We start from the raw sequence: 15,715 nt of genomic DNA on the forward strand, positions 1-15,715 counted from the left end.
AGATTGAAGCAAGGGGGGTTCGAGACAAATGAAAAAACATAATGAAAAAAATTTTAGAGTTGAGAATATAAGATTCTCCTGCTCGGAATCTGCAACATCAACTGTTATTGGGGCAGTACTGTTGCTGGGAATAATATTTTCAGTACTCACTATCATATGGGTAGGCTGTGTCCCGGAATGGAAAAACGATGCCGAACGTTCCCATATGGACAAAGTATGGAAGGACATGGCAGATGTTAAGTCAAAAATTGATATGATGTCAATCATCCTTGCTTCAACCCCTGACTCTTCGAAAATCAATACCTCAAACCCGAGCTCTTCATCTCCCCAGCTTGTAATGAGTGTACCTTTCCATATGGGTGGAGGAAGTATCCCGATTATAGGTACTACAAAATCCAGTGGAATTCTTGCCGTAAACAAGGATAAATGCATAATGAGTGCAATTGTAATTTACAATGACTCTACCAGCTTTCCTTTCAATATCAGCTGTGGAACAATTACCTACGCTTCTCAGAATCATTACTATGTAGACCAGGGTTTCAGTTATGAAAGCGGAGCTCTAATCCTTGAGCAGGGAGAACAGCCTGTCATGATGCTATATCCATCTATCCGTTTCTCCAGGGCATCGTCCAATCAATATAATATTTCGATAAATGCTGTGCGGATATTCCGGACACTGTACGACTCTCCACAGATAATTTCTTCAAACAGCGGCTGCTCTCTCCGCCTCACAGGCATTGACTACAGGCATATTTACGATAGCGACGAGTACGAAGACCTGAGCATAGAAAGACTCGTATTAACAATTTATACAATTCATCCTGATGCCTGGAAACAGTATCTTAGCAAAATGCTTGCAGATGCAGGAATAGACGAGAAGGATTATACCCTTGTAGAAAATGAAGATAACAACAATGTGCGTCTGATCTTTCCTAAATTTGACTCAACAACGCCAGATACTTTAAAAAGACTATATATAAGTGAAACCGTGATCAAGGCCGAACCGGGGATTGGCTTAAACTGAACTGAATTGAAAGGGAATTCTAAAAATTTAGGAAAATCAGGGGAAATCAAATCAAGAACTTAAGTAAAAAATAAAAGATATATAACTCAAGGGTCTGGAAAATGCTCCCGAAGACTGTTATAACAAGGAGAAAGCCAGAAAACAGGAAAAAGGGTGGTCTATCCTGTTTTTCAAAGTGTGAATCTGCTGCTGCAACAGTTATTGCAGCAGTATTGCTCTTAGCCCTCATATTTACAATGATTTCCGTAGTAAAGCTTGAGTATGTTCCTGAGTGGAAAAACGATGCTGAAAGGAACCATATGTGTGATACATGGGAAGAAATGGTTGGAGTAAAGACAAAGATCGATATACTTTCCAGGCTCATGGAATCAGAAAATTACTCGGCTTATGGTATTTCAGCAACTGTACCTGTTAATATAGGAGGAGGGGAAGTCCCGGCTTTTGACCCTTTAAAATCGGATGGAAAACTGGAGGTAAATACCGAAAAGTGCACGATGATAGTAACACCGTACAGTCCTTCCCAAAAAATAAAACCCTATATTATTGAGTGTGGAGGAATAACCTGCTCTTCTGAAAATAAGCAGTACCCGGATCAAGTATTCAGGTATGAAAACGGAGCTTTGATTCTTGCAGCTGGCGAAAACTCTCGTATAAAACAGCCTCCAGTATTCGATATAGAGAAAACTGAGGGAAACAATTACACCTTCACACTTGGTGCGGTTCAAATTTTAGGCAAGCCAGATTCCATTTCTTCTAACGCTATTACTCCACTGCGGCTGACTGGTTGGGGAGTTCAGCCTATGCACAACAGTAGCGATTACATAGACATAAATATCAGTGCCTTTAACCTGACAATTGCCACAAAATACCCGGATGCTTGGACTGCATACTTAAATGAAACTGCACAAGAGAAAGGACTTGAAAATGGAACAGATTATACCGTTCGATGCATGCCGGAATCCGGACATGTGCGTTTCTCGTTCCTAGGCAATGGAAGCAAAGAACTTGAGTGGTTATATATAAGTAAAGCTAGAATTGGTGCAGAACTTGGAGCCGGAAACAATTTCAATGCTAATTACAGTACAAGGCTGGATTGAAAATGTTATGTAGCTAAAAAAATGATACTGTTTTGACACATTTACGAGAACTTATAAAAATTCTCAGATTTCACCTGACCCCAATCCGCTTAAAGATTACGACTCTAATATTATATTCCCCTCAAACAGCGGTCAGGGAATAGAACTGGCTTCTTATAATCCAAATAATAGTAATTCACAGGAGATAGCTGGGAATCAGAACCTTGTTTTGAACTTCAATTTTGAGAATTATACAGAATTCAATATTAGATCGCCATTCTCCGTAACAATCAAAATGATTTACAAATATGAAAGAAGTAGTAACCAAAGGCCTGATATGAAAATGTAGCTTACCGGAGGAACTCAAGATTTATTTAATCCTCAGGATAACTGGCGTCTGTATAACAAGACATTTTCAGTGTCACCAAAAACTCCTTCTGACATTAACTTCAATATCGAGATCGATGCTGACAATAAAGAACAGGGCACTTTCTATATCGACTACCTCGCAGTCTACCTGAGCTAACGGAAAAGAAAAAAGCATATGGGTACATATATTCGCCATACACTGAAAAAGCGAGAAACTCGATCCATATGCCCGAAAAATACACCACTTCCTATCCTGCGAAAAGAATTCGTTCCGACGGCAGAGCCGAAGACGTTAAAGTGCTGCTCGCAAAGGAATGCCCTGTTAAACTATTTCTCAACGGAAAACTCTTTACAAAACTTTTTGCCTCCCCGCTCGAACTCAAAGAGCTTGCAATAGGCCACCTGATTACAGAAGGGGTTATCAGTTTCAGGGAAATTGAAAACGTAGAAGTAGAAGGCGGGACGGTTCATGTCCGGACCCAAAGCGAGAGTCGGAAAATCCATACAGAAGACACCGGAAAAATCGGAAGAGCAGGAAAAGCAGGAAAAGCTGAAAAAGAAGAAAAAACCAGCAGAGAAATTTTTGTAGACTCAGAATCTGTTTTTGATCTGCAAGCCGTATTTGCAGGCATAGAATACCTTGAATCTGACACATACAAACTTACCCGAGGAACCCATCTGGCAGCTCTGATAGACCGAAACGGAAAACTTGCTGTACAAATTGTAGACGTCGGCCGGCACAACGCCGTAGATAAAGCCGTAGGAGCTGCCTTTCTCAAAGGCGTCGACCTCTCACAACATTACATGCTCTCGACAGGCCGGCAGCCAGCATATATGGTTACAAAAGCAGCTCGGGCAGGAATTCCTCTCATCGCCACCAAATCCATGCCCTTCGACTCAGGCGTTGAAGCTGCAAAAAAAGCAAATGTATGCCTCATAGGCCAGCTCAGAAAAGAATCAATGCTCATCTTTGCCAACGAATGGAGGGTAAAACTCTAATCATTCTCTAAAAACTGCTGCCTGCAAGCCTTTTTCAAAAAAATCATGTAGTACTTAGATAGCTGGCTATAATAGCTATAATTTACACATTTAGCTTCTTCAAAAGCCATGCTATGTTCTGGCCCAAAGTCTGCATGGTTTGAATGCCTTCTTCATCTTTTTCAACCTCCCCTTCGGCAAGTCCCATTCCCATATTCCAGTAACTTGATCCCGGGATTATCATCTGGGAAATTGTAAAGAAATGGTTGATTGAATCAAAAACGTGAATTGAGCCTGCCCGTCTCACTGCAACGACTGCTGCTCCGACTTTATGCCTGAACATTTCGTTGTTGGCTTTAGCAACAAAACCTGCCCTATCAATAAGAGCTTTAAGTTCGGGAGTCAGGTCTGCAAAATAAGTAGGCGAAGCTAGAATTATTCCATCGGCTTCGAGCATTTTTTCAATGCACTCGTTGACGATATCCTTGTCAATTACACATTTCTTGTCCATTTTTTCGTAGCATTTCCCACAGGCCGTACAACCGTGGATTTTTTTGCCTCCAATCTGCACAACTTCGGTTTCTATTCCTTCTTTTTCAAGTTCTGCAAGGACATGCTTTATAAGGGCAGCCGTATTTCCGTCCTTTCTCGGACTTCCGTTAAATGCGACAACTTTCATTTCTTCGTTCCTCCGGCGGACTGTCTCTATTCTCTATCTCTATTCTCTACTCTTTAATTTCTATTCTCTTTTCTTTATTCTCTACTCTTTAATTTCTATTCTCTTTTCTCTAATTTCTCATCTCTCTTCTCTAATTTCTCATCTCTTTTCTCTAATTTCTCATCTCTCTTCTCTAATTTCTCATCTCTTTTCTCTAATTTCTCATCTCTTTTCTCTAATTTCTCGTCTCTCTTCTTATAATTGATTCCCTTTCAGGCTTTTCCCTATCTTCCTTGCAGCAATAAATATTTCACATGAAAAATATTTTAGTAAATATCCGCTAGAATTGCCTCCATTTGTTAGGAAACACCGGTCCCATCGTCAGCGATTCATAATCGATAAACTCTCCGAAAACAATGTTTATATTTACCTTATTCCATAAACAGTATAATAAATTTTTAATGGGGGTGGTTAGATGAAAAAATCAAAAAATTTTCAGTTTCTGGCTTATCTTACAATTATGCTAATATTACTTAGCATAATTCCGGAAGTCTCTTTTGCTGCCAAAGATTCTTCTGGACACGGAAAAAGTAATCAAGAGAAGTATATGCGCGAAGATGCCCGCAATTCATCCAATAATGAAACTGATGGCATGGGTAGCGCTGGGGATTCTGCGGCAGAGAAGGAAAGATTTCGGAACAATTCCAGTGTAAAAGATATGAACAGGACCTCAGAACACAAACAAGAAAAAAATCAATTAAGAGAAAAGCTCCAGGTTAATAAGCAAGAATACAACGAAGCAAAAGGAGATTTTCTCAAAATCAGGAATCTTGTTCGTGCAGGAAAACTTGACCCTAATTCCAAAGAGGCTCTAAATGCCACAAAGCTCTACCTTAACTAAAGTGTTACATGAAATCTCACCTTTCAAATGTAAAAAGCAACTTGGCTTACTCAAGCGGAAACGGAACCGACGAAAAGACTATTGATGTCAATGAAAAGATAAAATTACTCGAAGCTGAGATGGCTGAAATTGCAAATGCATCAAGCCAGGAAGAGCTTCTGGTTGTGATCAGGTCCGTTCGTGGAGTATGGAATAATGCCGAGAAAACCAGCCTTTCAAGCGTAGGGAAAACTGTCAGTGAGAAAATAGGAGAGTTTATAGAGAAATCCGAAAACCTTTCTGAAAAACTTGAAACAAAAATAGATAACCTGAATGAAACAGGCGTTAACACAACCGACCTTGATAATAAACTTGCCAGTTACAATTTCTATATAAACTCCGCGAAAGAAAATAAAGAAGCTGCAGATGCTATCTATAGTGGTGAGAATGTCACCAAGACAGATATGGAGAAGGCAAACGGTTATCTTCGTCGATCTCTCCGTGATATCGATACGGTAAACGATATAATTAGACAAATTCTCAACGAGCTTAAAAAATACGAGACTGAAAATGGTAACAAAATTGGAGTCGAAGACAACCAGAAAACTGCACTTAATAACACTGAAAATATAACTGGCACAAATTTCTCTGGCGGGAATTCTAGCATTAATACCGACAACCCTGAAAGCGGAGATAATGTTTCTTATGGAAAAGAAAAAAGTCATAGCTCAGGGAATGGTACTGGAAACTTAACTAATAAATTACAGAATTGAGGAGGCAGAAAATGGTCAAATTTGCTCACCTGCTCGTACTTTCAGTCTTAATTGTTTGGCTTGCAGGATCCGGTTGTGTCGGGGACAGCACATCTGAAGTAAAAGGATCAAAAGCAAATCCAGACATTGCTGAGATACAGAATGGCAAAACAGCTGAAGATCTTGAAATGGGGACTATGCAGGCCGAAATCCAGGAGCTTGATTCTGAGATAAAAGATCTTGATGACTTGCTTGTGAACGCAAGTCTTGAAGAAGAGATAGTAATTGAAGAACTGTGAAATGAAAAGGGGAGAAGTGAAAACTCTACTCTAAAGTAGTAAACGTATCTTTTATTGATTTATACTACGAATCTGCTATTTTTGGGGGGTAAAATCACTTTCAAGATATATATCTCAAGGTTTACCTCAAAAGAGTTACTGGCATGAAATAGAAAAACACATTATTGATCTTGATTTTTTCTGCCATAACTACTTTTCCCCTTTCAATTTTATTCACTACTGCATCAAGTTTGATACTGATTTTCCAAAAAGTGTTCGGGAACAGAGTTTTAAGAATGAAATCGATAAAAACACATCTGGATATTACAACGTTTTTCTGTAGACATTAACCTCAGTTTCTTTTTCAAGGTATTCTGAAAGTAGAGGGAATATTTTCTTAAAATGACTGGAATTTAAATGCTGATCAAGGCTTTTTTCATCTTTCCACTCTTCTAAGAAAGTCATGACTCCTGAATTCTCCAGTTCCTGATACAGGCCATAATCTATGCAGCCTTCATCTTTTAATGATGCTTCAACAAGACTTTTGCACAAACCCAGAAATTCCTGAACCTTTTCAGGCTTGACGTAATTTTTTGCAACCACTCGTATTGTCAATAAATCACCATCTTCTTAGCAAAAATTATTTTCCTGAATTCCCATACTTTCCGTACTTCCCGTACTTCCTGTACTTTCCGTACTTTCCATACTTTCCGTACTTTTCATACTTTCCGTACTTTTCATACTTTCCGTACATTTCATACTTTCCATACTTCCCACATTTCCCATACTTTCCATTCCCACATTTCCCATACTTTCCGTATTTTCCTTAGTATCTCTCTGTCGAGAACCTGGTTTGAGAAAGTCTCTTACGTTTTCCACATTCAACAGATATCCGGAAACGGGATTTATTTTTCAAAAAAAGGTATTAACAGACAAATTTAGCTTCTGTAAGAGCCTTTTAGCAGATTCAACTCTTTGAACAGCTCTATTTTGTTATCCTTCTTTTGATACAATATAAATTTTATATTACCTGCCTTACAGCTTCATTCTCTTCTCTGACCGTACTTATTGTGATAGATTTTTGTTTTATCAAACCTATCCTGAGGGCCTGGTTTCTGGTCAGGATAACCTAACGGTACAAAAGCTAGAGGAATTACATGTTCAGGCAGTTCAAAGGCTTTCCTGAAACCTTCAACTCTGTCCTTCATAGGATAAATCCCTGTCCAGACTGCCCCAAGCCCTGCGTCGTGAGCTGCAAGCAGAAGGTTCTGGGTAGCTGCCGAGCAGTCCTGAACCCAGAATCCTGGAGCCTTTTCAAGTGTTGTATCCCCACAGACAAGAATTGCAAGAGGAGCTTCCCTGCACATGCCTGCATAGGGGCTGAAAGTGGGAATTTCGTCAAGGAGCTTCCTGTCATCGATAACAATAAAGATCCAGGGCTGGGCATTGACCGCTGATGGAGCACTCATTGCGGCCCTGAGCAGTTCGGCAACAAGTTCCCTCGGAACGGGCCTGTCAGTGTATTTTCGAATGCTTCGGCGAGTGTGGATTGCTTCAAGAGTTTCCATATGAGACCCCTCCTATTCATTCCTGAAAGATCTGGGCGAGAAGATTTCACCCCAGTTTTTTCGCGCCCTATTTTACTTTCTTCCCGTTTTTTACTTTCTTCCCGTTTTTTACTTTCTTCCCGTTTTTTACTTTCCGGTTTTTTACTTTCCGGTTTTTTAGTTCCAGATGTTATTATAATTTATTTTATTCATTTGAACAGGTTAAGACCTGCGTTTTTCGCTTTTTCCATAAGCTCGATATTACCCTTGACCTCTCCCGGAGCGTGATAGCCAACTCCTACAAGAACATCCTTTACTTCTGCCTGCATGAAGCCAGAAACTTGACCTTTAAACTCCTCGTAGACCCCTTTGAAAGCTGCCGGGTCAGGAGCACCCTGAGTTCCTACAATCACAGCTTTTTTCCCTGCAGGGAGACGGGGAGAGAAGTCTGCATTTATAAGAGAGTAGCAACGGTCAAGGAAAAGCCGCATCTGGCCTGTAAACTGGCCAAAGTAAATTGGAGAGCCAAAAACAACTCCATCTGCTGATGTAAGCTCCTCGAATACTTCCGTAAGATCATCTTCAAGTTTGCACTTGTCATGGCCCTTACAATAGTCACAGCCCTGGCACCCTTTGTAATTCATCTCGTTGAGAATAAATGTCCGGGTTTCAGCACCTGCTTCTGCCGCACCTTCCAGGACCTGCTGGACAAGAATATTCGTATTTCCGTTCTTTCGGGGGCTTCCTACAATACCTATAACTTTCATTCTATTCACGCCTTTTAATTTTTGTAAACTAAGCTTAACTTAGACCTACACCTGAATTGGGGTATAACCGGAGTTGAGGTCTAAACTGAGTTTCATTTTCTTTGAATTTATACTGGATCAATTTTTCAATTGATGCCAGATTTTTCTTTATTTAAGAAAATGTATTTATTGATATCTGATTTGCAGTAACTATACTTATATACCATACATGCAATCCGGGTACTAACTAACAAAATGGATACTATGTGAGCATATGGTAAGTGAAGTACGGAATAACAGACATTACCAGTGTCCTGTGGAAGCAACCCTGGAGGTAATTGGAGGCAAATGGAAGCCTATTATCCTCTGGCAGTTGAGGACAGAAAAATTAAGGTTTTCAGGACTCCAGCAAAGCATGCAGGGCATTTCACCCAAGATGCTTACGAAACAGCTCAGGGAACTCGAAGAAGACGGGCTTATTCTCAGGGAAGTTTATCCTGAAATCCCACCCAGGGTTGAGTACTCACTAACCGAATTCGGAAAGACTGTGCTTCCGGTCCTGGACGCTCTCTGCAAATGGGGAATTGAGTATCTTGGAAGAGAATGCCTACTGGATAAGCAATCGCTTAATGATAGATCGTGACATCGGGAATAAGTTCGGACAAAAATCTACAAACAACGCCCACGCAACAAGTAAAAGTAAACCTTCTTCCTGTATCTTAATGCTAGTATTGAATTTTAAATGTTAGTATTGAATTCTGCTTTTATCTGGAAAATCTAAAGCATCAGAAAGACCTAAAGCATTAGAACATAGACTGACACTGAGCAAATTTAAAATTGGAAATAATATTTCTTTACCAATATTTTCAGAAACATTGAAACTTTTGAAAGTTAATATATTAATCATCGGCAGATAAGAAAGTCACTGAATCATTGTAAATCGGGAAATCCCAGGTTAAACGTATGACGCAAAAGAACGGATATATGCGGTATTTTACGAAACAGAGTTGCTACCCTAACCAGGCAGAAGCCATGGAGAAGATCCACTCGGCTCTCCTGAACGAAAAAACCGTACTCTTTGAAGGAGCATGTGGAACAGGCAAGACTTTAAGTGCACTTGCTCCTGCACTGAGTGTGGGGAAAAAACTCAATAAGGTCGTTATTATAGTCACTAATGTCCATCAGCAGATGGTTCAATTTATAAATGAGGCAAGAGAGATTTCCCGGGATAACGACATAAAAACAATTGTTTTCAAGGGCAAGGCTTCGATGTGCCCCAAAAATCTCGATTACGAAGAATGCAGGCTCAAAGGAGAAAATACCTATGACCTCCTTGACCTTGAGCGGGAAATTTCTTCAAAAGAAAAAGAGCTCAAGGATGCCTATGAGAAATACAAACGAACAAAAGATCCTGCTCTTTATTCCCTGAGAACTGAGCTTGAAAAAGAACTCGAAGAAACTAAGAAAAAATCTCGGGCTTTGAGGAATAATTCCTGCCTGGAGTTATATGAAGTCCTGAAATTTGAAGGTAACGAATTTTCCAACTGGCTTTTTTCCGACGTAAGAAGCCCGGAAGAAATCCTGGAGTATGCCGAAGACCGGGATATGTGCGGGTATGAACTGCTGAAAAAAGAACTCAAAAACGCCGAACTTCTAATCTGCAATTTTCATCATGTCCTTAGTGCCGAAATTTTCATGATGCTGCTTAAATGGCTTGAACGAGATCCTGAAGATGTTATTCTGATTTTTGACGAAGCACATAATATTGAGGCATCTGCCCGTTCCCACTCTTCAACAATGCTCTCGGAACTGACTATTGAAAAAGCTCTTTCGGAAGTAGGTGAGACTCCTGAATCTGACAATTCCCTTATGTTAGGAAAAGAAACTGACTCAGGAGGTGGCATTCCCCTTGACCAGGACTATGCGGCTAGACTATATGCAAAAAAGCTGTTTACCTGCCTCCTTACCGCTCTCAGGGATACATATGCTGCAAAATTGAAGTTCGGGGAAAGAAACAGGCTTGGAAAACACTGGCAGGACATTAAGATCAGCGACCCTTATGAGCGCTTTGACATCCTGAAAGCTCGCTTTTTGCGAGAAGCGATGAAGGAAGGCTTTGCAGATGAAGAAAAAGTCCTCACAAGGCTGCGGGAGATTGGCGAGTTTGGAGGAAGGCTGGAAGAGATTTATGCGGAAAATTACAAAAAAGGGCTTCTTGCAGTTCCGAAACGTTCCCAGATCCGGTATGTTGCAGACTTTTTATCCTCTTACCTCGTACTTTCGGACAGGCAAAACTACTATCCAATTCTGAATGTGCGCAGAGATTTCAAAAGCGATAGAATAGCCGGCAGGATTGAGCTTTTCACATGCATTCCTAAAAACGTGACTCAGCCTCTGTTTGATTCCATTTATGCAGCAGTACTCATGTCAGCTACACTCCGACCCTTCGAAATGATAAAATCCACGCTTGGCATCTCAAGGGAAGTGGAAGAGATTTCCTATAGTACGACCTTTCCCAGGGAAAGGAGGCTTACACTTGCGGTTTCCATTCCTCCGCTTTTTGCAAAGAACCGTGACAGCCCGGAAACGCTTGAGAGCATTAAAGAAGCCCTGCTTGCAGCTACTGTTGCATCGCCAGGAAACGTGATTATTTACTTCCAGAGCTATGCTGAAGCACTCCGCTATACTAAACTCCTTGAACCTGAACTTTCTATTCCTATTTTCCTTGATGAGACAGGGGTTTCAGCCCAGGAAATCCGAAAGAAGTTTTTCAAAATCGGAGAGCAGGGAGGAAAAGCCTTACTTATAACCTATCTCTGGGGAACATTGAGTGAAGGTGTTGATTTCAGAGATTCCAGGGGCAGGACCGTGATTATAGTGGGAATCGGATATCCGGCCCTAAATGACCGAATCAAGGCTGTCGAATCTGCTTATGATGAAGTTTTCGGCTGTGGTGAAGGCTGGGAGTTTGCAGTTCAGGTGCCTACAATCAGGAAGGTCAGACAGGCAATGGGAAGGATAGTGCGTTCTCCAGACGACTATGGAGTAAGAATTCTCCTTGATTCTCGCTACCAGGGCTCTCAGGTACGTAAACTCGGTAAATTTTCAGTTTTTGATTATTTCCCGCCTGAAGAAAAGAGGGAGTTCATCGACATTGCACCCAAGGATGTGGGAAGTATCGTGAAAGAATTTTTTGCACACGTCACGCATAGTAATCTCGAAAATGAATCGAAGTCCCAGACTTCAAGTCGTGTGGGTTTCGGAAGCCTTGCTGAAAAGCTTTGAAACCCTTTTGAATTAATCAAAAAAGTTAAACGATTTGAAATAACGGTTTGAAATAACGGTGTGAACTGTTTGATATGTTAAACCTACTTAGAACTCGATACCAGTGCATTGATTCCAAATTATCTTGCTTGCAGTGCCAGCATCAGCTTACAGTTAAAATGCATGGGGATAAAAGCGAAAATCATATACTAATGAAGTATTCTTCAAATGAAGCGAAGAAATTAGCCTTTAATGATTTAGGATCAGACGCTACTAACAAGGTTATGAAGTTGGCTAAAGATAAGCATATGACTATTAACAGGAACGTTGATAGCGTGGCCCTTGAAATACGCGCGCATGCTTTCTGTTATTGGGCCCACATTTTGAGGGATAGTGCAAATCCAGCGGATTAGATTATGTCTGAAAGTAATTATGGTTGGATATCCAGTTTTTTAAAAAGCTTACCTTCCAGATTTAGAGGTATAGTGCACAACTTTATTGACTAACACTCACAAAATTTACATCATCTTTAAATTGAATGGGAAACTCTCATTCTCATCTCAATTTACTTTTTACTCTGATATCTTAGAGCCTATCCCAGAAGTCAGTGATGCATGTTGAAAAGTTAATAGGAATTACACACTTGAAGTACAAAATCCATAGCATTAAACCTTTAACCACACTTTCCGGAGTAAAATTTCTGAGTTTGACATTTTTTAAATCATGCACTTACTATTTATAAAATCTTTCACACAGATTCATCTTTTTCTTTATTGAATTAGTGGTTGGAACAGTAGCGTGAAAAAAACTCCATTGTTTGCGGTGGAATTTACCAGCACAGATTTTTATCTGAAATTAAATATAAAAAGTTTTAACCTGAGAGTTTCAGGTTATGAGCCCTTAATTCAGATCTCAGGTCCTGCAAACTTCACTCTTTCTGAGCCAGTCAATATCGGACTGGTACAGGAGCCTGAGGTCTTTAAGCCCGAGCTTCAGCATGGCAAGCCTGCTGACTCCAAGCCCCCAGGCAAGGACAGGGTCTTTAATCCCTAAAGGTTCACTAACTTCTCTTCTAAAAACGCCTGCCCCTCCAAGTTCAACCCAACCCAGGCCGTCAACATAAACCTCAGGTTCCACACTTGGTTCGGTATATGGGAAATATCCGGGACGGAAGCGGACTTCTTCGAACCCCATCCTGTGGTAGAATTCTGCCAGTAAGCCGAGCAGGTCTGCAAAAGACATATTCTTGTCCATTACAACTCCTTCAAGCTGCTCGAACTCCGGAGTATGAGTAGGGTCAATGGTTTCCCTGCGGTAAGCTCTGTCAATGCAGAAAGCTTTTACAGGTGATTTGGGGTGGTCAGCTAGATACTTGACAGTAACAGATGTTGTATGGGTTCTCAGCACATTGCGTCTTGAAAGTTCCTTATCCCAGGCTCCACCCCAGCCGCAGGAATCGATATCTCCTCCATGCTCGTGCATTGCAGCAACCTTCTCGAAGTACTCAGTGGGGAGCTCGCAGGTGCTGTTAAGGTGGAAGGTATCCTGCATATCTCTTGCAGGGTGGTCCTGAGGTTGGAAGAGGGCATCGAAGTTCCAGAAAGAACTCTGGATGATCCCGCCTTTAATCTCGGCAAACCCCATTTCCAGGAAGATCTGACGCATCTGCTCTATAAGGCGCCTGTAAGGATGGATCTTGGCTCCGTAAAGGGATTTGGGCGTAATATCAAGACGGTAAGGCCTGAACTTCTTGTCCTTCCAGGCCCCGCTCTTCAGTAACTCGGGTGTGAGCTGAGCAATTTCCTCTTCAAGGACAAGACCCTGGGTAGCAAGCGCATTTCCTGCGTCAGTTATGGAAACAGTCCTGAACTTTTCTTCGTGTTTTATGACAAGTTTACGCTTAAGCAAGTCCTTTATTGTTCCCTGGTCGGACCCGATCTCTTCAAGGGTTTTTGCTTTGCCTGTGAAAGCTGCAAGGGTTTCTTCATCTTTTCCTGCATTCACTTTTCCCGATGGCACCATTACCCCATTTTCAATTTTTGCCCATCCCTTTTTTACGAGCCAACCGGTTGCAATCCCTACCATTTTTGGAGAGAAATGGCCCCTCAGCTCTTCAAGCGAGGTAGGTTTTTTCAGGAAGTCAATAATCTGGCGTTCCGGAAGCCCGGTTTTTGTATATTCCGTCCCTTCCTTTGTAAGAGAATAACGTTCGAGCATCTTTTCGGAAACCGAAACCAGCCCTTTTTCCTCAAGCATGAAAGCTGCCTGCATTGCCGCATCCACCTGCAACCCTGATTTTTCCTCCAACCTTTCGGGAGAAGCAGATCCTATTTCCTCAAGGGCAAGCAAGACCTTTTTCTCGTTGATTGTGAGATTGTCCTGAATACTCATATATGATCACTTCCTGACGTTCCTGATAATATTAAGAGTTTGATAAATTTATAACTGATTATTTTTATAAAATTCGCCTTGTAAAATTATTTTTTGTGAATTTATTTGGTAAATCTACTTTGCAAAAGTTACTTTGTAATTTACTTTTTGTAAAGTTACTTTTTGTAAAGTTACTTTTTGCAAATTATTTTATATTCATCGAGGTGTTCCCTTGCAAGTTCCCGCTTTTCCTGATGGTCTTTGAGGAACTCGTACATCTTCTCGGCCGCAAGCTGTTTGCATGAACCGCACATCCTGGTTCCTGAGACACATTCCTGCCTGATTTCCAGTAACTCCTCATCGTCCCCAAGCAGGTGGAAGAGCATCAGTTCGAACACTGAACATTCATCGGGTTTTCCGCCAAGTTTTTTCTGTTCTTCCAGGGTCACACAGCCGCCGGTCTTTGCCCTCTTTACTTTTTTTGCGCCTTCTTTCGGGTCGTCAGTAAGAGCAATATAACTGTCAGGGATGCTGCTCGACATCTTTCCTCCCTGCAGCCCGCTCATGAAGCGATGATAGGTAGATGCAGGAGGAATGAAAGCATAGCCTTCGAACTCAGCGGCTACTTCAGCTACAATCTCATCCAGTATTTTTCGGGTGAGTATCATTTCACTGGCGGATTTAGAGACATCTTTAAGCTCGGCCGTGAAGTATTTCTTTTTCTCAGGCTGGTTTATTTGCGAAACAAATCTTTCCAGGAACGGATAGTCGGGAGTTTGAAGTACGTCCAGGTGCTCTTCATAGAGTTTCACTTTACCTGGAATGCGTTTTTTAAGCTCCTGTAAAGCTTGCTTTGGGGCACCCTTGCCGCGCACGCTCAGGTATTTCCAGCCGTTTGCATTTTCTCTCTCTTCTACCCTGAACATGCTCATCTTGCCTGCAAGCCCTCTTGTAAGGCGGAGGTGAGGGTCCTGGTCAGGTCCTACAGGCACCACAACCGGTTTTGGCCCCCCAAATTCTTCAAGCTGGGGCTGGAGAATATCGGCAGCCTGAGTTGCTACACTGATCATATGGGATAGGTTTGTCTCTCCTGAAAAACCATAGATTGCACTCAGTTCCGAGAAATTGACCTTGACCCCGAGTTCAAATGCCAGGTCTTTTACGCTTTCACAGCCTGACTGAAAGTAAATAAGGCCATCGGGCTTAAAACCGAGAGCGATAAGACTTAGTATATATTCTTCCACTCCGATTTCCCTGCATTTCTGCCAGGAAAAACCGCGTACTGAGAAAGCCTCTCTATCCGCAATCCCAACAAAAGCTGACGCTCCCATTTGCTGGTGCCAGATAATCTGGTCCATAACCATCTTGTGCCCGAGGTGAACCTTTCCTGAAGGCATAAAACCGTCCATAACCGAAAAAGGGGCACCTGTCCTCATGGCCTCTGCAATTTGTTCGTAATCACGGTGCCCGAAGATAACTCTTCTCCGCATATACATATGTGGAGAGGGGATTTCAGGAAGCATATTATCAAATGGAGAAATCCCGAATTCTTCGAATAACTTGGAATAATCATTAATCTCGCTTGAACTCCATGGGTCAAGTTTATTAGTCATAAAGTCCCTCGTTGGCTGCCGATTTTCTGGGAAAAGCCTCAGGCAGGCAGCTTTCTCTTGCTGAAAATAATTAAATACATGAATGCAGTTCCAGCTAAACTGCTCTTTAAAAATACGTGCTAATATGTAAATGTTTATCTTCGGGAAGACGGTTCCGGAC

The 15,715-nt window shown here is 41.4% G+C and carries 15 protein-coding genes; 8 read left to right on the forward strand and 7 right to left on the reverse strand.

The window, feature by feature from the left end:
• The first annotated feature begins 28 nt into the window (after positions 1-28).
• The 3 genes from MSBRW_RS17865 to fdhD all read left to right on the forward strand — a co-directional run bounded on the left by MSBRW_RS17865 (position 29) and on the right by fdhD (position 3,468).
• Positions 29-1,024, forward strand: coding sequence for a hypothetical protein (locus tag MSBRW_RS17865; protein ID WP_011306394.1), 996 nt, complete (start codon positions 29-31; stop codon positions 1,022-1,024).
• 101 nt (positions 1,025-1,125) lie between these two features.
• Positions 1,126-2,121 carry a hypothetical protein gene (locus tag MSBRW_RS17870; RefSeq protein WP_052305868.1) on the forward strand — a complete coding sequence of 332 codons (996 nt, stop codon included), beginning with the start codon at positions 1,126-1,128 and terminating at the stop codon, positions 2,119-2,121.
• A 573-nt stretch (positions 2,122-2,694) separates the two neighbouring features.
• Positions 2,695-3,468, forward strand: coding sequence for a formate dehydrogenase accessory sulfurtransferase FdhD (fdhD, locus tag MSBRW_RS17875; protein ID WP_011306393.1), 774 nt, complete (start codon positions 2,695-2,697; stop codon positions 3,466-3,468).
• Between the two features lie 82 nt (positions 3,469-3,550).
• On the opposite strand, the gene MSBRW_RS17880 is transcribed toward fdhD, so the two are convergent.
• Positions 3,551-4,126 carry a flavodoxin family protein gene (locus MSBRW_RS17880; protein WP_011306392.1) on the reverse strand — a complete coding sequence of 192 codons (576 nt, stop codon included), beginning with the start codon at positions 4,124-4,126 and terminating at the stop codon, positions 3,551-3,553.
• 454 nt (positions 4,127-4,580) lie between these two features.
• On the opposite strand from MSBRW_RS17880, the gene MSBRW_RS20575 reads away from it, so the two are divergent.
• From MSBRW_RS20575 to MSBRW_RS17890, 3 genes are read left to right on the forward strand one after another with little or no spacing between them, the layout of a single operon-like run.
• Positions 4,581-5,006, forward strand: a complete 426-nt coding sequence (locus MSBRW_RS20575) for a hypothetical protein (protein ID WP_011306391.1) — start codon at positions 4,581-4,583, stop codon at positions 5,004-5,006.
• A gap of 8 nt (positions 5,007-5,014) precedes the next feature.
• Positions 5,015-5,758: a hypothetical protein gene (locus MSBRW_RS17885; protein WP_011306390.1), complete on the forward strand. Its 744-nt coding sequence runs from the start codon at positions 5,015-5,017 to the stop codon at positions 5,756-5,758.
• A gap of 11 nt (positions 5,759-5,769) precedes the next feature.
• Positions 5,770-6,036, forward strand: a complete 267-nt coding sequence (locus tag MSBRW_RS17890; RefSeq protein ID WP_011306389.1) for a hypothetical protein — start codon at positions 5,770-5,772, stop codon at positions 6,034-6,036.
• Between the two features lie 303 nt (positions 6,037-6,339).
• Here the strand turns inward: MSBRW_RS17890 and MSBRW_RS17895 are convergent, their stop codons facing one another.
• The 4 genes from MSBRW_RS17895 to MSBRW_RS17910 all read right to left on the reverse strand — a co-directional run bounded on the left by MSBRW_RS17895 (position 6,340) and on the right by MSBRW_RS17910 (position 8,329).
• The gene (locus tag MSBRW_RS17895; RefSeq protein ID WP_011306388.1) at positions 6,340-6,630 is read right to left on the reverse strand and encodes a putative quinol monooxygenase; all 291 of its coding nucleotides are present in this window, start codon (positions 6,628-6,630) and stop codon (positions 6,340-6,342) included.
• A 15-nt stretch (positions 6,631-6,645) separates the two neighbouring features.
• The gene (locus MSBRW_RS17900) at positions 6,646-6,894 is read right to left on the reverse strand and encodes a hypothetical protein (protein WP_011306387.1); all 249 of its coding nucleotides are present in this window, start codon (positions 6,892-6,894) and stop codon (positions 6,646-6,648) included.
• Between the two features lie 164 nt (positions 6,895-7,058).
• Complete coding sequence (locus MSBRW_RS17905; RefSeq protein ID WP_011306386.1) at positions 7,059-7,583, reverse strand: nitroreductase family protein; 525 nt, start codon at positions 7,581-7,583, stop codon at positions 7,059-7,061.
• A 188-nt stretch (positions 7,584-7,771) separates the two neighbouring features.
• Positions 7,772-8,329, reverse strand: coding sequence for a flavodoxin family protein (locus MSBRW_RS17910; protein WP_011306385.1), 558 nt, complete (start codon positions 8,327-8,329; stop codon positions 7,772-7,774).
• Positions 8,330-8,582: 253 nt separating this feature from the next.
• Here MSBRW_RS17910 and MSBRW_RS17915 point away from each other — a divergent pair, with 253 nt between their 5' ends.
• Both MSBRW_RS17915 and MSBRW_RS17920 read left to right on the forward strand, forming a co-directional pair.
• Positions 8,583-8,951: a winged helix-turn-helix transcriptional regulator gene (locus MSBRW_RS17915; RefSeq protein WP_011306384.1), complete on the forward strand. Its 369-nt coding sequence runs from the start codon at positions 8,583-8,585 to the stop codon at positions 8,949-8,951.
• Positions 8,952-9,271: 320 nt separating this feature from the next.
• Positions 9,272-11,593: an ATP-dependent DNA helicase gene (locus tag MSBRW_RS17920; RefSeq protein WP_011306383.1), complete on the forward strand. Its 2,322-nt coding sequence runs from the start codon at positions 9,272-9,274 to the stop codon at positions 11,591-11,593.
• A gap of 891 nt (positions 11,594-12,484) precedes the next feature.
• Here MSBRW_RS17920 and pheS read toward each other — a convergent pair.
• Both pheS and MSBRW_RS17935 read right to left on the reverse strand, forming a co-directional pair.
• Positions 12,485-13,963 carry a phenylalanine--tRNA ligase subunit alpha gene (gene pheS, locus MSBRW_RS17930; RefSeq protein ID WP_011306382.1) on the reverse strand — a complete coding sequence of 493 codons (1,479 nt, stop codon included), beginning with the start codon at positions 13,961-13,963 and terminating at the stop codon, positions 12,485-12,487.
• A gap of 170 nt (positions 13,964-14,133) precedes the next feature.
• Positions 14,134-15,555, reverse strand: coding sequence for a tryptophan--tRNA ligase (locus MSBRW_RS17935; protein ID WP_011306381.1), 1,422 nt, complete (start codon positions 15,553-15,555; stop codon positions 14,134-14,136).
• Positions 15,556-15,715: the final 160 nt, after the last annotated feature.

The sequence above is a fragment of the Methanosarcina barkeri str. Wiesmoor genome (genome assembly GCF_000969985.1).
Lineage (GTDB): Archaea > Halobacteriota > Methanosarcinia > Methanosarcinales > Methanosarcinaceae > Methanosarcina > Methanosarcina barkeri_B.